Below are 23,910 nucleotides of genomic sequence, written 5' to 3'. Positions count from 1 at the left end.
GGGTTAGAATCGCTGGCATATCCCGTGCATGAGCGCGAGGCGGCATTCTCTGACGGAGACCTGATTTGGACCTCGGCAACCTCAACCACCTGTTCTTTATCGGTGCCTTGTTGGTGGCTGCGAGCATCCTGATGAGCTCATTGTCGAACCGCCTCGGCGTACCGATCCTGGTCATCTTTCTTGCCGTCGGCATGCTCGCTGGGGTCGACGGCGTTGGCGGTATCGTCTTCGGCGATTACCAGCTGGCCTTCATTATCAGCAACCTGGCGCTGGCGGTGATCCTGCTCGATGGCGGCATGCGCACCCGCACCGCCACTTTCCGCGTTGCACTGAAACCGGCGTTCTCCCTGGCGACCCTGGGCGTGGCGATCACCTCCGGATTGACCGGGCTGGCCGCCGCCTGGCTGTTCGATCTGCCGCTGCTGCAGGGGCTTTTGATCGGCGCCATCGTCGGCTCCACCGATGCCGCGGTGGTGTTCAATCTGCTCAACGGCAAGGGACTCAACGAGCGGGTCGGCTCGACCCTGGAGATCGAGTCGGGCAGCAACGACCCGATGGCGATGTTCCTCACCGTCGCGCTGATCGACATGCTGCTCGCCGGCCGCACCACCTTCGGCTGGGACTTCCTTCTCACCCTGTTGCAGCAGTTCGGCATCGGCACCGTGCTCGGTCTGCTTGGCGGCTGGCTGTTGCTGCAACTGATCAACCGCCTGTCGGTGGCCGACGGCCTCTATCCGCTGCTGGCAGTGGCCGGCGGCCTGATGATCTTCGCGCTGTCCGGCGCCATCGGCGGCAGCGGCATCCTGGCGATCTACGTGTGCGGCCTGTTGCTGGGCAACCGGCCGATCCGCAATCGCCACGGCATCCTGCACATGTTCGACGGCCTGGCCTGGCTCAGCCAGATCAGCATGTTCCTCGTGCTCGGCCTGCTGCTGACACCCAGCGAGCTGCTGCCCATCGCGCTGCCGGCCTTGGCCCTGTCGCTGTGGATGATCCTCTTCGCCCGACCGCTGGCGGTGTTCGTCAGCCTGCTGCCGTTTCGCAGCTTTCACCTGCGCGAGCGCCTGTTCATTTCCTGGATCGGCCTGCGCGGCGCGGTGCCGGTGATCCTCGCGGTGTTCCCGCTGATGGCAGGGCTGGAAAACGCGCAGTTGTTCTTCAATGTGGCGTTCTTCATCGTGCTGGTGTCGCTGTTGCTGCAGGGTTCGACCCTGGCCTGGGCGGCGAAGAAGGCCAAGGTGGAAGTACCGCCCTCGCCGATGCCGGTTTCGCGTAGCGGCCTGCAGGTGCACACCACCAGCCAGTGGGAGATGTTCGTCTACCGCCTGAGCGCCAGCAAATGGTGCGTCGGCGCCGCGCTGCGCGAGCTGAAGATGCCGCCCGGCACACGCATCGCCGCACTGTTCCGCGGCAAGGAACTGCTGCACCCCTCCGGCAGTACCCGGCTGCAGGTCGACGACATTCTCTGCGTGATCGGCCACGACGAAGATCTGCCGGCGCTCGGCAAGCTGTTCAGCCAGGCGCCCACGCGCGGCCAGGATCTGCGTTTCTTCGGTGATTTCATCCTCGAAGCCGACGCTCAGCTCAGCGCCATCGCGGCGCTCTACGGCCTCAAGCTCCGCGAGGTGGATGGCAACCAGACGATCGGCGCCTTCATGGCCGAACAGGTCAGTGGCAATCCGGTGGTCGGTGACCAGGTCGAATGGAACGGCCTGACCTGGACGGTGGCAGCGATGGAAGCCGGCGAAGTGCGCAAGGTCGGCCTCAAATTCCCGGAAGGCGACAAGCCCGGCCCGCAGCTGATGTTCTAGCCGGCGAGCAGCGCGGCAACCGCCCGTCCGTCGGTCAGTTGCGCGGTACTCGCGCAGAACTGGCGCAGCCCGTAGACTTTCGCCCTCTCTGGTCATCCGCCTACGTCACGCCCCCATGTCACTTCTGCGTACCCTGCTGTTCTCGACGATCTGTTTGTTCGTCGCTCCCCTGCACGCCCAATCGCTGGATAGCTTGACTGGCACACCGCCAGCCACCGAAGGCGAGGCGAAACCTGCGCAACTGTCGCTGGGCGAGCAAACCCAACGCATGGTTCAGCAGACCGAAACCAGCAACAAGCGCGCCGAGGACCTGAAGGCGCTGCTGGCCCAGGCCCCCAAGGAGATCGCCGAGGCCCAGCGCGAGCTGGCAAAGCTCAAGGCCAGTCCGGATGAAGACCCGGCGCAGCGCTACGCCAAGCAATCGGTCGAAGCGCTGGAGCAGCGTCTGAGCGCGCGGGTCGAAGAACTCTCCGAATGGCAGAAGCAGTTCAGCGCTGCCAACAGCATGATCATCACCGCGCAGACCCGCCCGGAGCGCGCCCAGGCGCAGATCAGCACGGCGCAGACGCGTATCCAGGAAATCAACAATCTGCTCAAGAGCGGGCGCGAGTCAGGCAAGCCGCTGAGCGAGGAACGCCGGGGGCTGCTGGACGCCGAAATCGTCTCGCTCAGTGCGCAGATCGATCTGCGCCGCCAGGAACTGGCCGGCAACAGCCTGCTGCAGGACCTGGGCAAGGCACGCCGTGACCTGCTCGCCGAGCGCATCGCCCGCGCCGAGCAGGACACCCAGGCGCTGCAGAGCCTGATCAACGAAAAGCGCCGCGCAGAATCGGAACAGACCGTGGCCGAATTCTCGGCACGGGTGCAGCAGGCCGGCTCGGACAAGCTGCTTGCCGCCGAGAGCGCCGAGAACCTCAAACTGTCCGACTACCTGCTGCGCGCCACCGAGCGCCTCAACCGCCTCAATCAGCAGAACCTCAGGACCCGCCAGCAGCTCGACACCCTCAACCAGACCGACCAGGCGCTGGAAGAACAGATCGCCGTGCTCGAGGGCAGCCTGCTGCTGTCGCGCATTCTCTACCAGCAGAAGCAAGCCTTGCCGAGCCTGCAACTGGATAAGAATCTTGCCGACGAAATCGCCGATATCCGTCTCTATCAGTTCGAACTCAACCAGCGCCGCGAGGCCGCCGGCAACCCCGCGGCCTACGTCGAACAACTGCTGGCACAGCAGAAGGAAGAGGAAATCACGCCTGAGCTGCGGCGCACGCTGATGGACCTGGCGACCACCCGCAGCGAACTGCTGGATCGCCTAAACCGGGAACTGGACGCCCTGCTCAACGCTTCGATCACCCTGCAGCTGAATCAGAAACAGTTGCAGGACACCGCGCGCACCCTGAGCGATACCCTCGACGAGCAGATGTTCTGGATTCCGAGCAACAAGCCGCTGGATCTCGGCTGGCTGCAGGGGTCGGTACAGCGCCTGAAAGCCCAGCTGGCGGCGATGCCGTGGCTTTCAGCAATCCAGGAACTGGGCGCCGGGCTCAAGGAACGCCCGCTGTTCTTCCTGCCGTTGCTGTTGCTGATCGCCGGGCTGCTCTGGTGGCGCAAGACCATCGACGCCAAGCTCAGCTCACTGAGCGAGCAGATCGGCCACTTCCGCAACGACAGCCAGCTGCACACGCCGCTGGCGCTGCTGCTCAACCTGTTGCTGGCGCTGCCCGGCGCACTGTTCCTGGCACTGTGCGGCTACCTGTTGCAGATGGACGCCCGCGGGCAGAACTACGTGCTTGGCGCTGCGCTGTACGAAATGGCCCAGGCCTGGCTGGTGTTCTACAGCGCCTACCGGATGCTCTCGCCAGGCCGCGTGGCCGAACTGCATTTCGGCTGGTCACGGCCGCAGGTGGCGTTCCTGCGTGACGAGATCCGCCGCCTGGGCATGATCGTCATGGCTCTGGTCGCCGTGGTCAGCGTGGCCGAACACCAGCCAGCGCGGTTGGCCGACGACGTCCTCGGCATCCTCGTGGTGCTGGCCTGCTTCGCGTTGATGAGCTGGCGTCTCAACCGTCTGCTGCTCAAGGGGCCGTCGAGCCAGAACGCGCCGCCGCTGCGCCTGATGATCGGCCTGCTGTTCAGCATGCTGCCGATCGCGCTGATCGTCGCGGTGGGCTTCGGCTATTACTACACCGCACTGAAGCTCACCGATCGCCTGATCGATACGCTCTACCTGCTGATGATCTGGATCGTCGTCGAGGCGGCGCTGATCCGCGGACTGACCGTAGCCGCGCGGCGTCTGGCCTACAAGCGCGCACTGGCCAAGCGTCAGGCGCAGACCGAAGAACCCGGCGACCCGGTGGAAACCCAGGGCGAGCCGGGGCTGGATATCGAACAGGTCAACCAGCAGTCACTGCGCCTGACCCGCATGACCATGTTCGGCGTGTTCCTGGTGGCGCTGTACTGGGTCTGGTCGGACCTGATTTCGGTGGTGTCCTACCTGGACAACATCACCCTCTACGAATACACCAGCGGCAGCGGCGATGCCCTGACCACCGCGGCAATCAGCCTGAACAACCTGCTCGGCGCGCTGCTGATCATCGCCATCACCGTCGCCCTGGCGCGCAACCTGCCCGGCCTACTGGAGGTCATGGTGCTGTCCAAGCTGCGCCTGGCCCAGGGCAGCGCCTATGCCACCACTACCCTGCTGTCGTACGCGCTGGCCGGCTTCGGCATCGTCGCCACGCTGTCCACCCTCGGCGTCAGCTGGGACAAGCTGCAATGGCTGGTGGCGGCACTTTCGGTGGGCCTGGGCTTCGGCCTGCAGGAGATCTTCGCCAACTTCATTTCCGGCCTGATCATCCTCTTCGAGCGCCCGGTACGCATCGGTGACGTGGTGACCATCGGCAACCTGTCGGGTACCGTCAGCCGGATCCGCATCCGCGCCACCACCATCACCGATTTCGACCGCAAGGACATCATCGTCCCGAACAAGACCTTCATCACCGGCCAGCTGATCAACTGGTCGCTGAGCGACACCGTCACCCGCGTGACGCTGAAGGTCGGCGTGGCCTACGGCTCGGACCTTGAGCAGGTGAAGACCCTGCTCTACAAGGCCGCCCAAGCCAACCCGCGCGTACTCAAGGATCCAGAGCCGCAGGTGTTCTTCCTCAACTTCGGTGAAAGCACCCTGGATCACGAACTGCGCATCCACGTGCGCGATCTCGGCGACCGCAACCCGGCCACCGACGAGATCAACCGCTTCATCGATCGCGAGTTCAACAAGGCCGGCATCAACATCGCCTTCCGCCAGGTCGACGTGTTCCTGAAGAATTTTGCCGGTCAGCAGCTGCAATTGAGCGCCACGCCCAAACCCGCCGACGAACAGAAGCCGTCGACCGACGATCGCGGCTGAGGAACGCTCAGCCAGCTCGCGGCCTCCAACGTCCTGAATACGCCCGGCACCGGCCGGGCCATTGCTGCTGTACGCCGTGCCGGAGGCATCTTGAAAAGCCTGACCCAACTGACCTTCGACAATCGCTTCGCCCGTCTCGGCGACACCTTTTCCACCGAGGTGTCGCCGCAGCCGCTGAGCGATCCGCGCCTGGTAGTTGCCAGCGAAGCGGCGATGGCGCTGCTGGATCTGGCCCCTACCGAAGCCGAGCAGCCGCTGTTCACCAAGCTGTTTTCCGGGCACAAGATCTGGTCCACGGCCGAACCGCGCGCCATGGTCTATTCCGGCCACCAGTTCGGCAGCTACAACCCGCAACTCGGCGATGGCCGCGGACTGCTGCTCGGCGAGGTCGTCAACGAAGCGGGCGAATACTGGGACCTGCACCTCAAGGGCGCCGGCAAGACGCCCTACTCGCGCATGGGCGATGGCCGTGCCGTGCTGCGCTCATCGATCCGCGAGTTCCTGGCCAGCGAACACCTGCATGCGCTGGGCATTCCCAGCTCCCGTGCGCTGTGCGTCACCAGCTCGGATTCACTGGTCTACCGCGAGCGCCCGGAACGCGGTGCCATGCTGCTGCGCCTGGCGCCCAGCCATGTGCGCTTCGGCCACTTCGAATTCTTCTACTACACCCGCCAGCACGGCGAACTGAAGCAGCTGCTCGAGCACGTCATCGCGGCGCACTTCGCCGAGCTGCTCGAACACCCCGAGCCCTTCCATGCGTTCTTCCGCACGGTGCTCGAGCGCACCGCCGCGCTGATCGCGCGCTGGCAGGCCTACGGGTTCTGCCATGGAGTGATGAACACCGACAACATGTCGATCCTCGGCATCACCTTCGATTTCGGCCCCTACGCCTTCCTCGACGACTTCGATGCGCGCTTCATCTGCAACCATTCCGACGACACCGGCCGCTATTCCTTCGAGAATCAGGTGCCCATTGCCCACTGGAACCTGGCCGCGCTGGCGCAGGCGCTGACGCCTTTCGTCGAGGTGAAGGTGCTGCGCGAAACCATGGAGCTGTTCCTGCCACTGTACGAGGCCGAATGGCTGGACCTGATGCGTCGGCGCCTGGGTTTCGCCCAGGCCGAAGCGACTGATGATGCGCTGGTGCGCCGTCTGTTGCAGCTGATGCAGGCCAGTGCCGTCGACTACACGAATTTCTTTCGCGAGCTGAGCGAGAGCCCTGCTGAGCAGGCGGTACGCCGGCTACGCGAGGACTTCGTCGATTTGCAGGGGTTCGATGCCTGGGCGGCGGATTACTGCACCCGCACGGCATTGGAGGGCGGCGATCCAGCCGAGCGGCAAACGCGGATGCAGGCGGTGAACCCCAAGTACATCCTGCGCAACTACCTGGCGCAGCAGGCCATCGAGGCCGCGGAGAAAGGCGACTACGCCCCGGTACGCGAGCTGCACACCGTACTTGCCCGGCCCTTTGAGGAACAGCCCGGCATGCAGCGCTACGCCGAACGGCCACCGGAATGGGGCAAGCATCTGGAAATCAGCTGTTCGTCCTGAGGATGGACAGGCGATAGAGGCCAGCCGACAGGCTTCGGCTATTCGCCCAGTGGCAGCAGGACGCGGAACTGCGAACCCTGCCCCTCCACGCTCTGCACCTGGATGCGGCCGTTGTGTGCGCGGACGATCTGGTCGGCGATAAACAGGCCCAGCCCCAGGCCAGCGCTGCCTTCGCTGCCCTCGGCGCGCTCGAACTGGCAGAAGATGCGCTCCAGGCTCTGTGGGCTGATGCCGATGCCGTGGTCGCGCACCTCGATGCAGGCACCTTCTGCGCATGAGGTGACGCTGACCTGCACCGGCTTGCCGGCACCGTAACGCATGGCGTTGGTCAGCAGGTTGGCCAGCACCTGCTCGATGCGGAAAGCGTCCCACACGCCGATGATCGACTCGGCCCGCTCCAGTCGCAGCTCGCAACCGCAGGCTTCCATCTGCGCGGCGAAGCTCTCCACGACGTTACCGACCAGCTCGGCAAGGTCGGTGCGACTCGGGCGAATCGACAACTTTCCGGTGCGGATGCGCGAAACATCGAGCATGTCGTCGATCAGGCGGATCAGACTCTGGACCTGCCGCTCGTCCTTGTCGACCATGTTGCGCAGGCGCTCTTCGCTGAAGGCCGCGAAGTTGTTGCGGCCGAGCTGCAGCTTGCGCAGCTGCACCTCCAGAATCAGCGTGTTCAACGGCGTTTTCAGCTCATGGGAGACGATCGACATGAAATCGTCACGCATGCGCACTGCATCTTCCAGCTCGGCTTTGGTGCTGCGCAGTTCATCGAGCAACACTTCCTGTTCGCGACGGCTACGCTCCAGCGCTTCGAGCTGACGCGCCAGGCGTTTGCGGCTGCGGTACAGGTCGACGAACACGCTGACCTTGCTGCGCACCGCATGGGCATCCAGCGGTTTGTGCATGAAATCCACCGCACCGCTCTCGTAGCCCTTGAAGGCGTAATTGAGCTCGCGGCCGGCCGCGCTGACGAAAACGATCGGGATCTGCTTGGTGCGCTCGGTGCCACGCATCAGCTCGGCCAGCTGGAAGCCGTCCATGCCCGGCATCTGTACGTCGAGAATGGCCAGGGCGAACTCGTACCGCAGCAACAGTTCGAGCGCCTGCTCGGCCGACTCGGCCTGATGCACCCGCACGCCAGGCGCCTGCAACAAGGCATCCAGCGCCAGCAGGTTTTCCGGCAGGTCATCGACGATCAGCAGGTTCACCTCGTCGGCACGGTCGGGCATGGTCACTCCAGTTCTCGCAACAAACGGTGGATGTCGCGCAGAGGCAAGATGAAATCCGGTGCGAAGCGCTGCAGGGCGGCGCGTGGCATGGTCGGCACCGCCGCTTCGGCGGGGTCCTGGATCACGGTCAAACCGCCGCAGCGGTGAATCGCCTCGAGACCGGCAGCGCCGTCCTCGTTGGCGCCGGTCAGCAGAACACCGGCGACCTGCGCGCCCCAGGTATCGGCTGCCGATTCGAACAGCACGTCGATCGACGGGCGGGAAAAATGCACCGCATCGTCCTGGCTCAGCGACAGGCTGCGGTCATTCTCGACCAACAGGTGATAACCGGGTGCGGCAAAGTACAGCATTCCGCAGCGTAACTGGTCCTTGTCGTTCGCTTCCTTGACCTGCAGCCGGGTTCTGCGAGCGAAGATCTCGGCCAGATGAGTGGGTCCGCTGGCAGGTATGTGCTGGACCACCAGAATCGGTGGACGGTAACCGCTGGGCAGGCCTTCGAGCACCATGCCGAGCGCCTCCAGCCCACCGGCGGACGCACCGATCACCACCGCCTCGATGGGCGGCTGGCGTCTCGCCTGAAGAAGCGCCTGCGCGGGGCTGCTCATAGCTTGCGGAAGATCCTTTCCGATTTGTCGAACGGCTCGTAGTAGCTGGCGTAGCCGGAAAACTCGACGGTTTCCTTGCTGCCGAGGCCGAGAAAACCCCGATGGCAGAGCGATTCGTGAAACAGCCCGAAGGCACGATCCTGCAGCGGCTTGTTGAAATAGATCAGCACGTTGCGGCAGGAGATCAACTGCGTTTCGGAAAATACGCTATCGGTCGCCAGGCTATGGTCGGCAAACGTAACCTTTTCTTTCAGCGCCTTGTCCATGATCGCCGAGTCGTAAGCGGCGGTGTAATAGTCGGAAAAGCTGCGCGTGCCGCCGGCCTGCTGATAGTTGGCCGTGTACTGGCGCAGGTGGTCGATGGCGAAGATGCCCTGGCGCGCCTGCTCCAGCGAACGCGGGTTGATGTCGGTGGCATAGATGATCGAGCGCTCCAGCAGACCTTCCTCCTTGAGCAGGATGGCCATCGAGTAGACCTCTTCCCCGGTGCTGCAACCGGCGATCCAGATCTTCAGCGACGGATAGGTGCGCAGCACCGGCACTACATGCTCGCGCAGCGAGCGGAAGTAGCTCGGGTCGCGGAACATCTCGCTGACCGGAATGGTGAGGTACTGCAGCAGGTCCATGAAAGCCTGCGGGTCGTAGAGAATCTTGCGCTGCAGTTCCGAGATGCTGTCGCAGTTCAGCTGCTTGAGCGACAGCAACACCCGGCGCTTGAGCGAGGCGCCGGAGTAGTCGCGAAAATCGTAGCTGTACTTGAGGTAGATGGCCTCGATCAGCAGCTTGAGTTCGATCTCGACATTACGGTCGGGCATTTCACAGCAGCTCCACTTTCGGCAGCCAGACGCGGATCAGCGAGAACAGCCGGTCGAGGTCGATGGGTTTGGCCAGGTAGTCATTGGCACCAGCGCTCAGGCAGCGATCCTGGTCATCCTTCATCGCCTTGGCGGTTACCGCGATGATTGGCAGTTTGGCGAAACGAACATCCTTGCGAATTTCCTGCATGGCGGTGAAGCCATCCATTTCCGGCATCATGATGTCCATCAGCACCAGGTCGATGTCAGTGTCGTGCTGCAGCTTGTCGATGGCCTCCAGGCCATTGCGGGCGATTTCCACCAGCGCGCCCTTCTGTTCCAGCGCGCTGGTCAGGGCGAAGACGTTGCGCACGTCGTCGTCCACCACCAGGATCTTGCGGCCCTCGAAGGCCTTCTCGCGGCTGCGCGCGCTTTTCAGCATCTTCTGCCGCTCCGGCGGCATATCCGACTCGACCTTGTGCAGGAACAGCGTGACCTCGTCGAGCAGACGCTCCGGCGAGCGCGCGCCCTTGATGATGATCGAGCGCGAGTACTTGAGCAGCGCCGCTTCTTCGTCGCGGGTGAGGTTGCGCCCGGTATAGACGATCACCGGCGGGAAGGAGCAGATGTCCTCCTTGGCCATGCGCTCGAGCAGCTCGCTGCCGTCCATGTCCGGCAGCTTGAGGTCGATGATCATGCAGTCGAACACCGTATCGCGCAGCTGTTCCAGCGCCTGCGCGCCGAACTCGACAGCGGTGATCTCGATGTCGACGTCCTCGATCAGCCGCGACATGCTCTCCCGCTGCAGGGCGTCGTCCTCGACCAGCAGGATGCGTTTGACCTTCTGCGCCAGCTTGGCTTCCAGGCGGCTGAACACGTCCTTCAGTTCCTCGCGGGTGGTCGGCTTCATCGCATAGCCCACCGCGCCCATCTGCATCGCAGCCTCCTTGCGATCCTCCACGGAGACCACGTGGACCGGGATATGCCGCGTCGCCGGGTTTTCCTTGAGGCGCTCGAGCACGGTCAGGCCGGAGTGGTCCGGCAGGCGCATGTCGAGCAGGATCGCGTCCGGCTTGTACTGCAGCGCGGTATCGAAGCCGTCGTCGGCGTTCTGCGCCAGCAGGCAGCTGTACTGCAGTTCATGGGCGAGATCGTGGAGGATGCGGGCGAACTGCGGCTCGTCCTCGATGACCAGCACGCAGCGCTCCTTGAAGGGGAATCTGTCGCGGTCATCCGGTAGGCGCTGCGGCGGTGCACTGACCGCATGGCGCGGCGCTTGCGGCTCTGCGCGGCGCTGCGGCGGCTCGACCGGCCGGCTCGGCAGAGACGGGCTGCTGCTCGGCTCCACCACAAGCGGCTCGGCAACGCGTGCTTCGCTGTAGCTCTGCGGCACGACCAGGGTGAAGGTGCTGCCCGCCCCCGGCGCGCTCTGCACCTCGATCTGGCCACCGAGCAGGTTGGCCAGCTCGCGGGAAATCGACAGGCCCAGGCCGGTGCCGCCGTAACGCCGATTGGTGGTGCCGTCGGCCTGGCGGAACGCTTCGAAGATTACTGCCTGCTGTTCCTGCGCGATGCCAATGCCGGTATCGCGCACGGCGAAGGCCAGCAGGTCGTCATCACGAGGCTCCACACGCAGCGTCACCGAACCCTTCTCGGTGAACTTGAAGGCGTTGGCCAACAGGTTCTTGAGGATCTGCTCCAGCCGCTGGCGGTCGGTGAACAGGCTGGCCGGCAGGTCGTCGGCCAGTTCGACGCTGAACTGCAGCGAGCGCTCCATCGCCTGGGGCAAGAACAGATTCTTCATGCCGTCGACCAGACGGGAGAGGATGGTTAGCTCGGGATGGACCTCGAACTTGCCGGCTTCCACTTTGGAAATGTCGAGAATGTCGTTGATCAGCGTGAGCAGGTCGTTGCCCGCCGAGTAGATCGAGCGGGCGAACTGGACCTGCTCGTCGCTGAGATTGCCGGCCGGGTTGTCAGCTAGCAACTTGGCCAGGATCAGCGAGCTGTTCAGCGGCGTACGCAGCTCGTGGGACATGTTGGCGAGGAATTCGGACTTGTAGCGGCTGGCGCGCTGCAGCTCATCGGCGCGCTGTTCGAGCATCAGCTGCGCCTCGTTCAGGCGCTGGTTCTTCTCGTCCATCTGATCGCGCTGACGGGCCAGGGCCTCGGTCTGCTCGGCCAGCTGTTCGTTGGTCTGCTCCAGCTCGGCCTGTTGCTCTTCCATGTGCGCCTGGGATTCGCGCAGGGCGTTGGATTGCTCCTCCAGCTCCTCGTTGGCGGCGCGCAGCTCTTCCTGCTGCACCTGCAGCTCCTCGTTGAGCTGCTGGGTCTCGGCCAGCACCTTCTGCAGGCGCTGACGGTAGCGCGCGGCTTCGATGGCCGAGGCGATGCTCGGAGCGATGCGTCGCAGCAGTTCGCTGTCCTGCTCGCGCAATGGCCGCAGGAAGCCGAGTTCGATCACGCCGTTGAGCATGCCGCTGTCTTCCACCGGCACGATGAGCACCGAGCGCGGCGCGGTGTCACCCAGCGCCGAGGTGACCTTGAGATAATCCGCCGGCAGGTCTTCCAGCGCCATGACCCGGCGTTCGAGCGCTGCCTGGCCGACCAGACCGGTGCCGACGTTGAGCGTTCGGCCGCTCTGCAGGTGATCCGGGTCGTAGGCGTATTCGGCGACGCGCTGCAGCTTGCCGTCCTGCACCACGTACAGCGCACCCACGGCCGCGTCGATGTAGCGCGAGAGGAAGTTCAGCACGCCTTGGCCCAGTGCCGGCAAGGCCAGTTCGCCGATGATCGAATCGCTGAGCTGGGTCTGCCCGGTGCGATACCAGGCCTGTTGTTCCAATGCCTCGGCATGGGCATGTTGCTTGCCCAGCAACTCTGAGTAGGTGGTGGACAAGGAGGTCAGGTCACGACGACCGAGATAGACCAGCATGCCGCTGAAAATCAGGCTGAACAGCAGGAAGCCACCGATCAGCGCGGTGGTGATGACTTCCGAAGTATCGGTGCGCTGGGCGCGCAGTTGGCGCTCCTCGGCAATGAATTCGTTGAGCAGGTTGCGCCGCTGGTTGGTCAGGTCCAGGCCCCGGCGGGTGCGCACGTAATCGACCACCGGCTCACCGGCCGCCCGCCGTGAGATGCCCTCTTCGGCAAAAGCCAGCCAGAGATGGTGGGCCGCGTCGATTTTCTCGAGGCGCGAAAGCTGCAGAGGGTCGCTGCCCGCGTAGACCTTGAGCGCGTCCAGCTCGCGCTCCATCTGCCCCAGCCCCTGGCGATAGGGGTCGAGAAACGGCTCCTCACCGGCGATCAGGTAGCCGCGCAGACCGGTTTCCAGGTCGGCGACCAGGCGCAACGCTTCATGGGCGTGGGCGACCCCTTTGACCGATTGTTCGACCCAATGGCCGACGCTCAGCAGGTAATAGACGATGGCGCTGAAGAAGAAGGCGCTGAGGAAACCGAAACCCAGTGGCACGGCCACGTTACGGTTGAGTATCCGTCTGAAATTGCTCTGGTCGATGAAGGACTCGCTCATGGTTTCCTTTCCGTATGCCCGGAGTGGGCTGAACGCGCATGGATGTGCAGACGCCAGCAAGGTTCGATGGCGCTGGGTTACCAGCGTTTTCTTGAGTGTTTCGCGCGTAATAGGTTCCGCAGCGCAGAACGCGCGACTCTACACGGGCAGGGAGAGGAGTTCAAAAACGGCCCGGCAGAACCCGGGCCGGGACGATCAGCGGCGGGCGATGATCCAGACGGCGTGGATGATGCCGGGAATGTAGCCGAGCAGCGTCAACAGGATGTTCAGCCAGAACGCGCCAGCGAAGCCGACTTGGAGAAACACACCAAGCGGTGGCAGCAGAATCGCAACGATGATGCGGATAAGGTCCATCAGGGTCTCCGTCAGTCAGGGATGGCCATCAAGAGGGCCTACTGAATCGACCTGATCGGCGCAGACGGGTTCCTTGCTGTGAGGCGGGATGCCCGCTGCCGCAGGGCAGCGGGTAGAAAAGTCCGCAGGCGACCGGATAAGCCGCCGAGGGCATCGGATGGATGCTCAGAGAGGGAAGACGCAGCCACCTAGAGTGGCATCGTGCGTCATGCCGCTTCGCCTTTTGAGCAAAGGGGCGGCGCCAGCTTTCGCTTAGCCTGCTAACCATCCCAGACCAAAGGCGTAGCCGCCATTGGCCATTGGTCGATAGCCGAGCAATTCGGTAGGGAACAACCCCGGCGCCGGGGTCGGAACTCGCCACGGCTTGCGCGGGTCGTCTAACCACAGCTTGCGTGCCACCACGCGGCTTTCCCATGCATCGACCAGAGGGTTTCCTATGCCAGAACCAACCGCGGTGATCTGTGGAGCGACCGCCGGAGTCGGCCGTGCGACCGCCGAGGCTTTCGCCAAAGCCGGCTACCGGGTCGCGCTGATCGCGCGCGGCGAACAGGGCCTGCGCGACACCCAGGAGCAACTCGAAGCGCTCGGCGCGACGGTTCTGGCGATTTCCGCAGACGTCGCCGATGCCGCTGCGCTGGATGCCGCAGCCAGCCGCATCGAAGCGGAGCTCGGCGCCATCGATGTCTGGGTCAATGCGGCGATGGCCACGGTGTTCGGCCCCTTCGCTGCCTTGACCGCCGAGGAGATCCGCCGCGTCACCGAGGTGACCTATCTCGGCAGCGTGCATGGCACCCTGGCCGCGCTGCGCCACATGCGCTCGCGCAACCGCGGCACCATCGTCCAGGTTGGCTCGGCGCTGGCCTACCGCGCGATACCGCTGCAGTCCGCCTATTGCGGCGCCAAGTTCGCCATCCGCGGTTTCATCGACTCGCTGCGCTGCGAGCTGATTCACGACAACAGCGCCATCCGCCTGAGCATGGTGCAGCTGCCGGCGCACAACACGCCGCAGTTCGAATGGGCGCGCAACAAGATCGGCTGGCGTGCGCAGCCGGTGCCACCGATCCACACGCCGGAGGTCGCCGCCCGTGCGATCCTGCACGCAGCCCGGGAGGCGCCGCGAGAGCTGTGGGTCGGCAGCGCGAGCCTGAAGGCGATCATCGGCACGCTGTTCATGCCCGGCCTGCTCGATCGCATGCTCGCGCGGCAAGCCTGGGACGGCCAGCTGATCCCCGAACGCGCGCCTGAGGGCCGACCCGACAACCTGTTCGAGCCGGTCGAGGGGCTGCACGCCACCGAGGGACGCTTCAGCGATCAGGCCCAGCCACGTGCGCTGGCGCTCAGCTCGGCGACTGTTGGCAAGCTCGCGCTGGGTGCCGGCACGCTACTGGCCCTGGGCGCAGGCTGGGCGCTGGGCCGGCGCAGACGCTGAGGCATTCAGCTGCGGGGCGGCGGCGCCCCGCGCTTGCGGCGGATATTGATCCAGGAAAGCACGGCCAGCGCGAGCATCGCCCCGGCCATGTTGTAATTGCCGATCGCTGCATAGCCGACGGCGGCGACCGAACAGGCAGCGAAGCCGATCCAGCGCACCGCGGCCATCATCGTCTCGACCGTCTTGCTGCGTGGCGCCGCCATCAGTGCGCCCCGCCCTGCATGCGCGCCAGTTCCCGCGAGTCGTGACTGCAGAACCGCGTCTCGGCGCGATGCTTCAGGCAGCCGAGCGGACACATGCAGCCACAGTTCAAATGATGGATGCGCATGGCGACTCCCTTGATCAGCATGCAGGCCGGAAGGCCTGCCCTTACTGGCTCTGAGGCCGTGGACGCGACCGGAGTTCAGCCCGGCCGGCGGATGCGCGGCGTCCTGCCTCGCTGTGCCAGCACGGCGGTGGTCTAAGCTGCCAGCAAGGGCACGACACTGTGCCGTGCCGTCGCCAGAGGACATCGTCATGCCTCGCCACCCCCTTAGCTGGCTGCTTTTCCTGCTCTGCGCGCTGGCGGTCCAGGGTGCGAGCGCCGCGGCGCCGGTGACACTGCTGCGGGTGGATGGCGCCATCGGTCCGGCCAGTGCCGACTATGTATTGCGCGGCCTCGAACATGCCCGCGACGAGGGCGCACAACTGGTGGTGCTGGAGCTGGACACTCCCGGCGGGCTCGACGTTTCCATGCGCGCCATCATCAAGGCGATCCTCGCCAGCCCGATCCCGGTGGCCACCTATGTCACCCCCAGCGGCGCCCGTGCCGCCAGCGCCGGCACCTACATGCTCTACGCCAGTCATGTCGCGGCGATGGCGCCCGGTACCAATCTCGGCGCGGCAACGCCGGTGCAGATCGGCGGCGGTATGCCCGGTGCTCCACCCGAGCAGCCGAAGGGCGAAAAGGATGAGGACACGCAGAAGCCCGCCGATGCCATGAGCCGCAAGCAGATCAACGATGCGGCGGCCTATATCCGCGGCCTCGCTCAGCTGCGCGAACGCAACGCCGAGTGGGCCGAGCAGGCGGTGCGCGAGGCGGTCAGCCTGTCTGCCAGCGAAGCGCTGGAACTGGAGGTGATCGATTACCTGGCGCGCGATGTCGCCGACCTGCTGCGCCAGCTCGACGGCAAGACCCTCGCCACCATCGCGGGCGACGTCAGCCTGAACACCGCCGATGCGCAGCTGATCGAGCATGCGCCGGACTGGCGGGTACGCCTGCTGGCGGTGATCACCAACCCGAGCGTCGCGCTGATCCTGATGATGATCGGCATCTACGGGCTGATCCTCGAATTTTCCAGCCCGGGCATGGGTGGCGGCGGCGTGCTCGGCTGCATCTGCCTGATCCTTGCGCTGTATGCGCTGCAACTGCTGCCGGTGAACTACGCCGGCGTCGCGCTGATCCTGCTCGGCATCGCCTTCATGGTCGCCGAGGGCTTTCTGCCCAGCTTCGGCATGCTCGGCATCGGTGGCGTTGCCGCGTTCGTCACCGGCGCGGTGATCCTGATCGACACCGACGTGCCCGGTTTCGGCATACCGCTCTCGCTGATCGTGCCGCTGGGAATCATCAGCGCCCTGCTGGTGTTCGCCCTCGTCGCCATGGCGTTGAAAGCGAGACGCCAGCGGCTGGTCAGCGGCGACAGCGCGCTGATCGGCAGCCTGGTGCTGGTCGACGCAGTGCCAACACAGAACCCGCACAGCGGCTGGGTGCACCTGCACGGCGAGAACTGGCAGGTGCGCAGCACCACCGCACTGCAGGTCGGCCAGCAGGTGCGCGTGATCGCCCGGGACGGTCTGCAACTGGAGGTCGCGCCACCATCTGCAACCAATCGAGAGGAGCTGAACCATGGCTTATGAAATGAGTTTTCTGGTGCTGCTGGTATTGCTGGTGGGGGTGCTGGCCTCGGCGTTTCGCATCCTGCGCGAGTACGAACGCGGCGTGGTGTTCATGCTCGGCCGCTTCTGGAAGGTCAAAGGGCCTGGGCTGATTCTGATCATCCCCGGCGTGCAGCAGATGGTGCGGGTCGACCTGCGCACACTGGTGCTGGACGTGCCGACGCAGGACGTGATCTCCCGCGACAACGTCTCGGTGAAGGTCAATGCGGTGGTGTATTACCGAGTGCTCGATGCGCAGAAGGCGATCATCGAGGTCGAGGACTACCACTCGGCGACCAGCCAGCTGGCGCAAACCACCTTGCGCGCGGTACTCGGCAAGCACGAACTGGACGACATGCTGGCCGAGCGCGAGCGGCTCAACACCGATATCCAGCAGGTTCTGGACGCACAGACCGACGCCTGGGGCATCAAGGTGGCCAACGTCGAGATCAAGCACGTCGACCTCGACGAGTCCATGGTCCGCGCCATCGCGCGCCAGGCCGAGGCGGAACGCGAGCGGCGCGCCAAGGTCATTCATGCAGAGGGCGAACTGCAGGCTTCGGAAAAACTGATGCAGGCCGCCGAAATGCTCGGCCGGCAATCAGGCGCGATGCAGCTGCGCTACATGCAGACGCTGAGCAACATCGCCGGCGACAAGAGCTCCACCATCGTCTTCCCGCTGCCCATCGAGCTGCTGCAGGGCATCAAGAACCTCGACAGGAAACCCTGAGTGCACATACTTGCCACGCTTCACCGCCCGCTGCGTCTGCTGCTGATCGCCCTGCTTGCCTCGGCGCTCGGCGCCTGCGCAGCCTTTTCGCCACGCGACCCGCTGAACGTTCAGGTCGCCGGCATCCAGCCGCTGCAGGGCGAAGGTCTGGAGTTGCGCTTCATGGTCCGGCTGCGCCTGCAGAACCCCAACGAGGCCGCCATCGATTACAACGGCGTCGCCCTCGATCTGGAGGTCAACGGTCGCCGACTGGCCAGCGGCGTCAGCGACCAGCGCGGCACGGTGCCGCGCTTCGGCGAGAGCGTGCTCAGCGTGCCGGTGACCATTTCCGCCTTCTCGGCTGCGCGCCAGGCGCTGGGGCTGGCCGAGCACGTCGGTCTCGACGAGGTGCCCTACGTGCTGCGCGGCAAGCTTGCCGGCGGCCTGTTCGGCACCCAGCGCTTCGTCGAGAAAGGCACCTTCGATCTCTCTCCGGCAGCAACCTCACCCTATCGCCGCCCCTAGGTCATACGATCACCCGTCGATTCAAGGGTGATCCTTCGGGCACGCATCCGACGAGATGCAATAGCCCATCTTCAAGCGCTGCATAGCCGCCAGAATGGCGCTCATGGCCATTCTACGGGCTAAAAAACTGCCAGCCGCCCATACAACCTGCCCTTGCGTTCGACTTTAGGCGACGTTGACAACGATGCAGGCATGCCCATAATGCGAGCAGTCATATGACAACTGACGTCATTAGACTTGCCATCAGGCATAGACCACCGCCCCCACGGTGGCCACACCGGGGCGGCCCATCAAGCAAGGGAGCACAACAATAATGACCCCACGCACCCCCTCGTCCGTCGCGCTGTTCGCTGGCGGCTGCATGACCCTGGCATCGCTCGGCTTTACCGCCAGCGCGCAAGCCGAAGGCTTCATCGATGACGCAAAGCTTTCACTGAACCTGCGCAACTTCTACATCAACCGTAACTTCGTCGACCCCGACTACGCCCAGAGCAAGGGTGAGGAATGGACACAGAGCTTCATCCTCAACTTCCAGTCCGGCTACACGCCTGGCCCGGTCGGTTTCGGTGTGGATGCGCTGGGCTTGTTGGCCGTCAAGCTCGATGGCGGTGGCGGCACCTACGGCACCGGCCTGCTGCCGGTACATGGCGCACCGGGCGACCGCCATCCGCCGGATGATTTCGCCCGCGTGGCAGTCGCGGCCAAGGCCAAGCTGTCCGAGACCGAAGTGCGTGTCGGTGAGTGGATGGTGGCATTGCCGATCCTGCGCTCGGATGACGGCCGCTCGCTGCCGCAGACCTTCCAGGGCGGCATGATCACCTCCAGGGAGATCAACGGCCTGGCGCTTTACGGCGGCCAGATGCGGCAGAACAGCCCGCGCGACGACGGCAGCATGGACGACATGTTCCTGCAGGGTTTCGCTGGCGTGACGTCCGACCGTTTCAACTTCGTGGGTGGCGAGTACGAGCTTGGCGCCAAGACCAAGGTCGGCGCCTGGCATGCACGACTGGAAGACATCTACCAACAGAACTACTTCCAGTTCCTGCACACCCAGCCAATCGGCGAAGGCATGGCGCTGACCGCCAACCTCGGCTATTTCACCGGCAAGGAAGAAGGCAGTGCGCGGGTCGGCGACCTGGACAACAAGACCTACTCCGGTCTGTTCGGTCTGCAAGTGGGTGGCAACACTTTCTACGTCGGCCTGCAGAAGGTCAGCGGCGACAATGGCTGGATGCGCGTCAACGGCACCAGCGGCGGCACCCTGGCCAACGACTCGTTCAACTCGGCCTACGACAACCGCAACGAGCGCTCCTGGCAGCTGCGCCATGACTACAACTTCACCGGCATGGGCGTTCCGGGTCTGACGATCATGAACCGCTACATCAGCGGCGATCGCATCGAAGCTGGCGGCGTGGATGACGGCAAGGAATGGGGCCGCGAGTCGGAGCTCGCCTATACGGTGCAGAGCGGTCCGTTCAAGAACCTCAACGTCAAGTGGCGCAACTCCAGCATCCGTCGCGACTACAGCGCCAACGAGTTCGACGAGAACCGCCTGATCTTCAACTACCCGCTATCTGTGCTGTAAGCGGTAGCGCAGTACGCAACCCTCCTCGCTCCGGTTGCGGTAAATCTTTGGCCCGTCGTCTGACGGGCCTTTTTTCGTCTCACGCCGGGCGAACCCGGCGCCCAGCCGTTACAACACCCCCTGCAAGATACCGCCCAGCGTCAGTAACGGCGCCGCGGGCAGCACCCAGTGCGCACGCCAGGCCAACAGCAGTACCAGCAGCAACCCCGATAGCATCACCAGACAAAGCCATACCACCGTTCCGATCTCGCCGCCCTGGCTGGCGATTCCCAGCCACAAGGCGATGCCGAAACAGCCCGCAGCCAGCAAACGCAGGATCACCACGCCAGGCAGACGCGTACCGGCGCGCAACAGCACGCCCCGGTGGCGATTCATCGTCAGGCACAACAACGCCATGCCCAGATAGGCCAGGGCAAAAGCCAATAGCAGCACGTTCATGCCTCCTGTACTCGAGTCGCACGACCGCGCACCGCAGCGGCAGCCGGGGTTGTGTTCAGGCGCCAGGCGCAGGTCGCACAGATCAGCCCGGCGACGATCATGAACAGATCGACCGATGCCAGCGCCCAGTCACCACGTCCGAGACTGGCGATCAGGTGACCATCGGAGCTCAGCGCGTTGATGAGCGGCAAGCCGAGCGCAAGCGCCGCACCGATTAGCAACTGCTCACGCAGCAGTTGCCGCGCCTGCTGACGCCGCAGCACGGACCAGAGCGCGACCAGCAGCCAGGCGCCGGCGAACACCCAGCCTTCGGCGACCGCCCGCTCGGCGAAACCGGCCGGGATCAACCGGTTGCCCCACAGCAGCGCCAGGCTGGCCAGCGGCAGGCCGGCGAACACCGAGGCGTTCAGCGCACGCACCCAGACCACGCTCGCATCACCGCGCTGCTCGCGTTTGGCCAGCCAGACCTGCAGCCCGCCGACCAGCATGGCGCAACCGGCAAGCCCCATCAGCAGATAGAGCAGACGCACCAGCGTGCCGCCGAACTGCGCCATGTGCAGCCCCGCCAGCCAGAGGTAGGCGCGATAGCCGGTGGAGGCATCCTGACGGTTGAGCAGTTCACCAGTGCCGGCGTCGTAGCTGAGGGTGTCCTGCGGCGAGCCGATCCGCGAACGGTCCCGGCGCCGGACGTCCACCACCGCCGACGCATCATCGGGATGATGCACGCTGACCCAGCCCGCCTCGCCTCCGCCCCACTGCCGCTGCGACTCGACCATCAGCGCATCGAGGGACACCGGAGCCGGTGGCGGCTGGCCCACTTCTTCGCGCTCGAAGCTGCCCATCACCTCGCCGAAGTACTGCATGACGTTGCCGGAATAGCTCACCTGGGCGGCAGCCGGCATGTAGGACGCAACGAAGATCGCCACGCCGGTGTAGGCCAGCACCAGATGGAATGGAAAGCCGACCACGCCGAACAGGTTGTGCGCATCGAGCCATGCACGCTGCCCGTTGGCCTTGGGCCGCAAGGTGAAGAAGTCCTTGAAGATGCGCCGGTGGATGATCACTCCCGACACCAGCGCGACAAGCATGAACATGCCGGCCAAACCGACGATGTACATGCCGATGTCGCCGGCGTGCAGGTTGTAATGCAGCTTGAAGAAGAACTCGCCACCGACGGTTTCCGCCATCGGTTCGGCCTGCGCACTGCGCGGGTCGAAGGCGACGTTGTGGATCGTCTTGGTGGCGTCCACTTCCCAGCCCAGTCGCCAATAGGGCTCGCGCTCGGTGGGGCCGTGCATCCAGAAGGCATGCAGCTCCTCGCTGACGTTCTGCTGCAACCAGCCGTGCACGTCATCGGCGCCCAGACTCGATACCACGCCGTCGTGCAGCGCGGGACGCATCCAGCGGCTGAGTTCCTTGTCGAAGCAGGCGACGGTGCCGGCGAAGATGATCACGAACAGCAACCAGCTCGGTAGCAGTCCGCCCCAGGTGTGCAGGCCGGCCATGCTTTGGCGCAGTTTCATGGACGCACCCTCCAGTCACCGGAAAAGAATGCGGCCAGGCACAGCACCGCAGTCACGCCGACGATCAACAGCCATACCCGTGTGGCGCTGCGGGCAGCGAACACGTAGATCACCACGGCGGTCCACACGGCGAAGCTCGCCAGGCTGGAAAACACCACACGATCAGGGCGCGCCAGCGGCAGGTAGACCGCAAGAAAGGCGGTCACCGCGTAGGCGACCGCGTAACCGCCGACCAGCGCCGCGAGCACGCGCGACGCGATGTTCCAGCGGTTGATGGATATGTTGCGACTCACCTGGAGCCCTCCCTTGCAGGTCGGTATGCGGCGCCTGGCTCAGCGGCGATCAAAAGCTGTAGCTCGCCGTCGCTGTCAGCGTGCGACGGTTGCCGGTGAAGCAGTCGCCGCGTGACAGACAGGTGGTGTAGTAGGTCTCGTCTTCCAGGTTGGTGGCGTTGAGGGTGAGCGACCAGTCCTGGTAGGCGTAGCCGAGCATGGCGTCGAACAGCGTGGTCGAAGGCGTCTTCAGGCTATCGGTGCCGTCCCAGCTGGCGCCGACATAGCGCACCCCGGCACCGGCGCTGAAGCCGGGAATGCCGGCGATGCTGAAGCGATGCTGCGACCACAGCGAGGCCATGTGTTCGGGCACGCTGGCGATGCGCTTGCCCTGCTGGGCGACCGGTCCCTTGACCACTTCGCTGTCCAGGTAGGTGTAGGTGCCGATCAGATCCCAGTTCGAGTTCATCTCCACCAGCCCTTCCAGCTCCAGCCCCTTGACCCGCGCTTCACCGGCCTGAATGGTGCTGAGCGGGTTTGCCGGGTTCGGCATCTGGCGGTTCTTCTCGCGCAGATCGAACACTGCGGCCGTGAGCAGCGTGTTGCTGCCAGCCGGCTGATACTTCACACCGAGCTCCCACTGCTCGCCTTCTAGCGGCTTGTAGGACTGCTGAGTGACGTTATCCAGACCGATGATAGGGGTGAAGGACTCGCTGTAGCTGATGTAGGGCGCCACACCATTGTCGAACAGGTAAGTCAGACCGACGCGACCGGTGACCGCGTCATCCTTCTGCCGGGTGCCCTGCTCGACGCGGGTGTCGGCCCAGTCCTTGCGCAGGCCCAGGGTGGCCAGCCACTTGTCCAGACGGATCTGGTCCTGAACATAAAGACCCTGCTGCGCGACACGCTGCTGCGGAACGTCAGACAGGGTGATGCCGGACGGATCGAAGGTGCCGTACACCGGGTCGTAAAGGTCCAGCGGCGTAGCGTTACCGCGAGCGGTCCGGCTATCGGTGACCGCATGCCGATAGTCGATGCCCACCAGCGCGGTGTGCTGCAGCGGGCCGGTGTCGAAGCGCGACTCGGCCTGATGGTCTGCGCTCCAGATGGTCACTTCCGGCTTGGAAACGTAATAGACACGATTGACCGTGCGGTCGTCGGCGCCCAGTACTGGCGGCCATCCGTATATGGACTGGTAGCTGACCTTGCTCTTCTGCCAGCGCAGGTTCTGCCGCAGTGTCCAGGTGTCGTCCAGGCGCCAGGCCATCTGCGAGGTGAGCGCTTTCTGCTCGGTGTCGTACTCGTCGAATCCGGGCTCGCTGACGAAGCGCTCACTGCCGATCTCGCCATAAGGCGCACTGAGCACAGTGCCGCGGTGCGGCAGGAACCCACTGGTGGTGCCGCCATCGTCCTTCTGCACGTTGGCTATCAGCGTCCATTCGAACTGCTCGTTCGGGCGCCAGGTCAATGACGGCATGAACAGCAGACGGTTGTCCTTGGTGTGATCGACCTGGGTCTGGCTGTCGCGCTGGATCGCCACCACGCGATAGAGCAGCGTGCCATCGTCGTCCAGCGGACCGGTGCTGTCGAAGGCGATCTGCTTGCGATCAAAGCTGCCGTACTGCAGCTGCAGCTCGCTCTTCTGTTCCGCCTGCGGACGCTTGCTGACGAAATTGAGCAGGCCGCCGACCGAACTCTGCCCGTAGAGCATCGAGGATGGCCCCTTGATCACCTCGACGCGTTCCAGGGTGAACGGATCGGTACGTGAGTTCGTGTAGAAGCCCACGCTCTGCTGCAGGCCATCCAAGAAGAGTGTTGGCGCAACGCCGCGGATCAGCGCGAAGTCGCCGCGACTGTCGAAGCCATAGGCCTCGCCGCGCATGCCGGCCACGTAGCGCAGCGAGTCCTGGATGGTCAGCGAGCCCTGGTCGCGAATGCGGTCGGCAGTGATCACGCTGATCGACTGCGGCGTTTCGATGATCGGTGTGTCGGTCTTGGTGGCGCTGACGCTGCGCTTGGCAACGTAGCCTTCCACCGGGCCATTACCCCGCTCGACTTCGCGCGGCGCGGTGATCTGCTGTGCCTCCAGCTCGACCGCTTCCTGCGCCTCCACGGCGAAGCAGGCGACCAGCATGGGCAGACCCAGCACCAGCGGGCGCAACGAAAATGGAGGCGAAGCGACAACGCGACTCATGGCGTTCTTCCTTGGTTGTTATGTGAACGCGCATGATAT

The 23,910-nt window shown here is 64.6% G+C and carries 18 protein-coding genes; 8 read left to right on the top strand and 10 right to left on the bottom strand.

Translation table 11 applies throughout. The annotated features are described in order from the left end of the window. The first annotated feature begins 65 nt into the window (after positions 1 to 65). From PSEST_RS01970 to selO, 3 genes are all read left to right on the top strand, one after another. Positions 66 to 1,811 carry a potassium/proton antiporter gene (locus tag PSEST_RS01970; protein WP_015275402.1) on the top strand — a complete coding sequence of 582 codons (1,746 nt, stop codon included), beginning with the start codon at positions 66 to 68 and terminating at the stop codon, positions 1,809 to 1,811. 115 nt (positions 1,812 to 1,926) lie between these two features. Beyond that, positions 1,927 to 5,217, top strand: coding sequence for a mechanosensitive channel MscK (mscK, locus tag PSEST_RS01965; RefSeq protein WP_015275401.1), 3,291 nt, complete (start codon positions 1,927 to 1,929; stop codon positions 5,215 to 5,217). Between the two features lie 90 nt (positions 5,218 to 5,307). Further along, entirely contained in the window at positions 5,308 to 6,768 is a 1,461-nt protein-coding gene (gene selO, locus PSEST_RS01960) for a protein adenylyltransferase SelO (RefSeq protein ID WP_015275400.1), read from the top strand. A gap of 38 nt (positions 6,769 to 6,806) precedes the next feature. On the opposite strand, the gene PSEST_RS01955 is transcribed toward selO, so the two are convergent. The 5 genes from PSEST_RS01955 to PSEST_RS21595 all read right to left on the bottom strand — a co-directional run bounded on the left by PSEST_RS01955 (position 6,807) and on the right by PSEST_RS21595 (position 13,282). After that, on the bottom strand, positions 6,807 to 7,997 hold the full coding sequence (locus tag PSEST_RS01955) for a hybrid sensor histidine kinase/response regulator (RefSeq protein WP_015275399.1): 1,191 nt from the start codon (positions 7,995 to 7,997) through the stop codon (positions 6,807 to 6,809). Between the two features lie 2 nt (positions 7,998 to 7,999). Then, positions 8,000 to 8,602: a chemotaxis protein CheB gene (locus tag PSEST_RS01950; RefSeq protein WP_015275398.1), complete on the bottom strand. Its 603-nt coding sequence runs from the start codon at positions 8,600 to 8,602 to the stop codon at positions 8,000 to 8,002. Beyond that, positions 8,599 to 9,417 carry a CheR family methyltransferase gene (locus tag PSEST_RS01945; RefSeq protein WP_015275397.1) on the bottom strand — a complete coding sequence of 273 codons (819 nt, stop codon included), beginning with the start codon at positions 9,415 to 9,417 and terminating at the stop codon, positions 8,599 to 8,601. Before PSEST_RS01945 ends, PSEST_RS01950 begins: the two co-directional genes overlap by 4 nt. A gap of 1 nt (position 9,418) precedes the next feature. Beyond that, entirely contained in the window at positions 9,419 to 12,928 is a 3,510-nt protein-coding gene (locus PSEST_RS01940) for a response regulator (protein ID WP_015275396.1), read from the bottom strand. Between the two features lie 195 nt (positions 12,929 to 13,123). Beyond that, complete coding sequence (locus PSEST_RS21595; protein WP_015275395.1) at positions 13,124 to 13,282, bottom strand: YqaE/Pmp3 family membrane protein; 159 nt, start codon at positions 13,280 to 13,282, stop codon at positions 13,124 to 13,126. Between the two features lie 436 nt (positions 13,283 to 13,718). Here PSEST_RS21595 and PSEST_RS01930 point away from each other — a divergent pair, with 436 nt between their 5' ends. Next, complete coding sequence (locus tag PSEST_RS01930; RefSeq protein WP_015275394.1) at positions 13,719 to 14,711, top strand: SDR family oxidoreductase; 993 nt, start codon at positions 13,719 to 13,721, stop codon at positions 14,709 to 14,711. A gap of 5 nt (positions 14,712 to 14,716) precedes the next feature. Here the strand turns inward: PSEST_RS01930 and PSEST_RS01925 are convergent, their stop codons facing one another. Continuing rightward, positions 14,717 to 14,914 carry a hypothetical protein gene (locus tag PSEST_RS01925; RefSeq protein WP_015275393.1) on the bottom strand — a complete coding sequence of 66 codons (198 nt, stop codon included), beginning with the start codon at positions 14,912 to 14,914 and terminating at the stop codon, positions 14,717 to 14,719. A 313-nt stretch (positions 14,915 to 15,227) separates the two neighbouring features. Between PSEST_RS01925 and PSEST_RS01920 the strand changes: the two genes are divergently transcribed. The 4 genes from PSEST_RS01920 to PSEST_RS01905 all read left to right on the top strand — a co-directional run bounded on the left by PSEST_RS01920 (position 15,228) and on the right by PSEST_RS01905 (position 19,444). Then, positions 15,228 to 16,607 (top strand): NfeD family protein, encoded by a 1,380-nt coding sequence (locus PSEST_RS01920; RefSeq protein ID WP_015275391.1) that lies wholly within the window; start codon positions 15,228 to 15,230, stop codon positions 16,605 to 16,607. Further along, complete coding sequence (locus PSEST_RS01915) at positions 16,597 to 17,355, top strand: slipin family protein (RefSeq protein ID WP_015275390.1); 759 nt, start codon at positions 16,597 to 16,599, stop codon at positions 17,353 to 17,355. Before PSEST_RS01920 ends, PSEST_RS01915 begins: the two co-directional genes overlap by 11 nt. Further along, a complete protein-coding gene (locus PSEST_RS01910) occupies positions 17,356 to 17,859 on the top strand; it encodes an LEA type 2 family protein (protein WP_015275389.1) in 504 nt (167 codons plus the stop codon). A 313-nt stretch (positions 17,860 to 18,172) separates the two neighbouring features. Then, positions 18,173 to 19,444, top strand: a complete 1,272-nt coding sequence (locus tag PSEST_RS01905; RefSeq protein ID WP_015275388.1) for an OprD family porin — start codon at positions 18,173 to 18,175, stop codon at positions 19,442 to 19,444. 108 nt (positions 19,445 to 19,552) lie between these two features. Here the strand turns inward: PSEST_RS01905 and PSEST_RS01900 are convergent, their stop codons facing one another. Genes PSEST_RS01900 through PSEST_RS01885 form a run of 4 tightly spaced genes read right to left on the bottom strand, consistent with a single transcriptional unit; the run spans position 19,553 to position 23,871 of the window. Beyond that, on the bottom strand, positions 19,553 to 19,882 hold the full coding sequence (locus tag PSEST_RS01900; RefSeq protein ID WP_041756411.1) for a DUF3325 family protein: 330 nt from the start codon (positions 19,880 to 19,882) through the stop codon (positions 19,553 to 19,555). After that, a complete protein-coding gene (locus tag PSEST_RS01895; RefSeq protein ID WP_015275386.1) occupies positions 19,879 to 21,405 on the bottom strand; it encodes a PepSY-associated TM helix domain-containing protein in 1,527 nt (508 codons plus the stop codon). Before PSEST_RS01895 ends, PSEST_RS01900 begins: the two co-directional genes overlap by 4 nt. Next, positions 21,402 to 21,698, bottom strand: a complete 297-nt coding sequence (locus PSEST_RS01890) for a DUF3649 domain-containing protein (protein ID WP_015275385.1) — start codon at positions 21,696 to 21,698, stop codon at positions 21,402 to 21,404. The genes PSEST_RS01895 and PSEST_RS01890 overlap by 4 nt, the downstream gene beginning before the upstream one ends. A gap of 49 nt (positions 21,699 to 21,747) precedes the next feature. Continuing rightward, a complete protein-coding gene (locus PSEST_RS01885) occupies positions 21,748 to 23,871 on the bottom strand; it encodes a TonB-dependent siderophore receptor (RefSeq protein WP_015275384.1) in 2,124 nt (707 codons plus the stop codon). Positions 23,872 to 23,910 lie beyond the last annotated feature (39 nt).

Origin of the sequence: Stutzerimonas stutzeri RCH2 (genome assembly GCF_000327065.1) — a bacterium.
GTDB classification, from domain to species: domain Bacteria; phylum Pseudomonadota; class Gammaproteobacteria; order Pseudomonadales; family Pseudomonadaceae; genus Stutzerimonas; species Stutzerimonas stutzeri_AE.
Note: the sequence above shows the minus strand (reverse complement) of the source record. Positions and strands in the feature narration are given on the sequence as shown.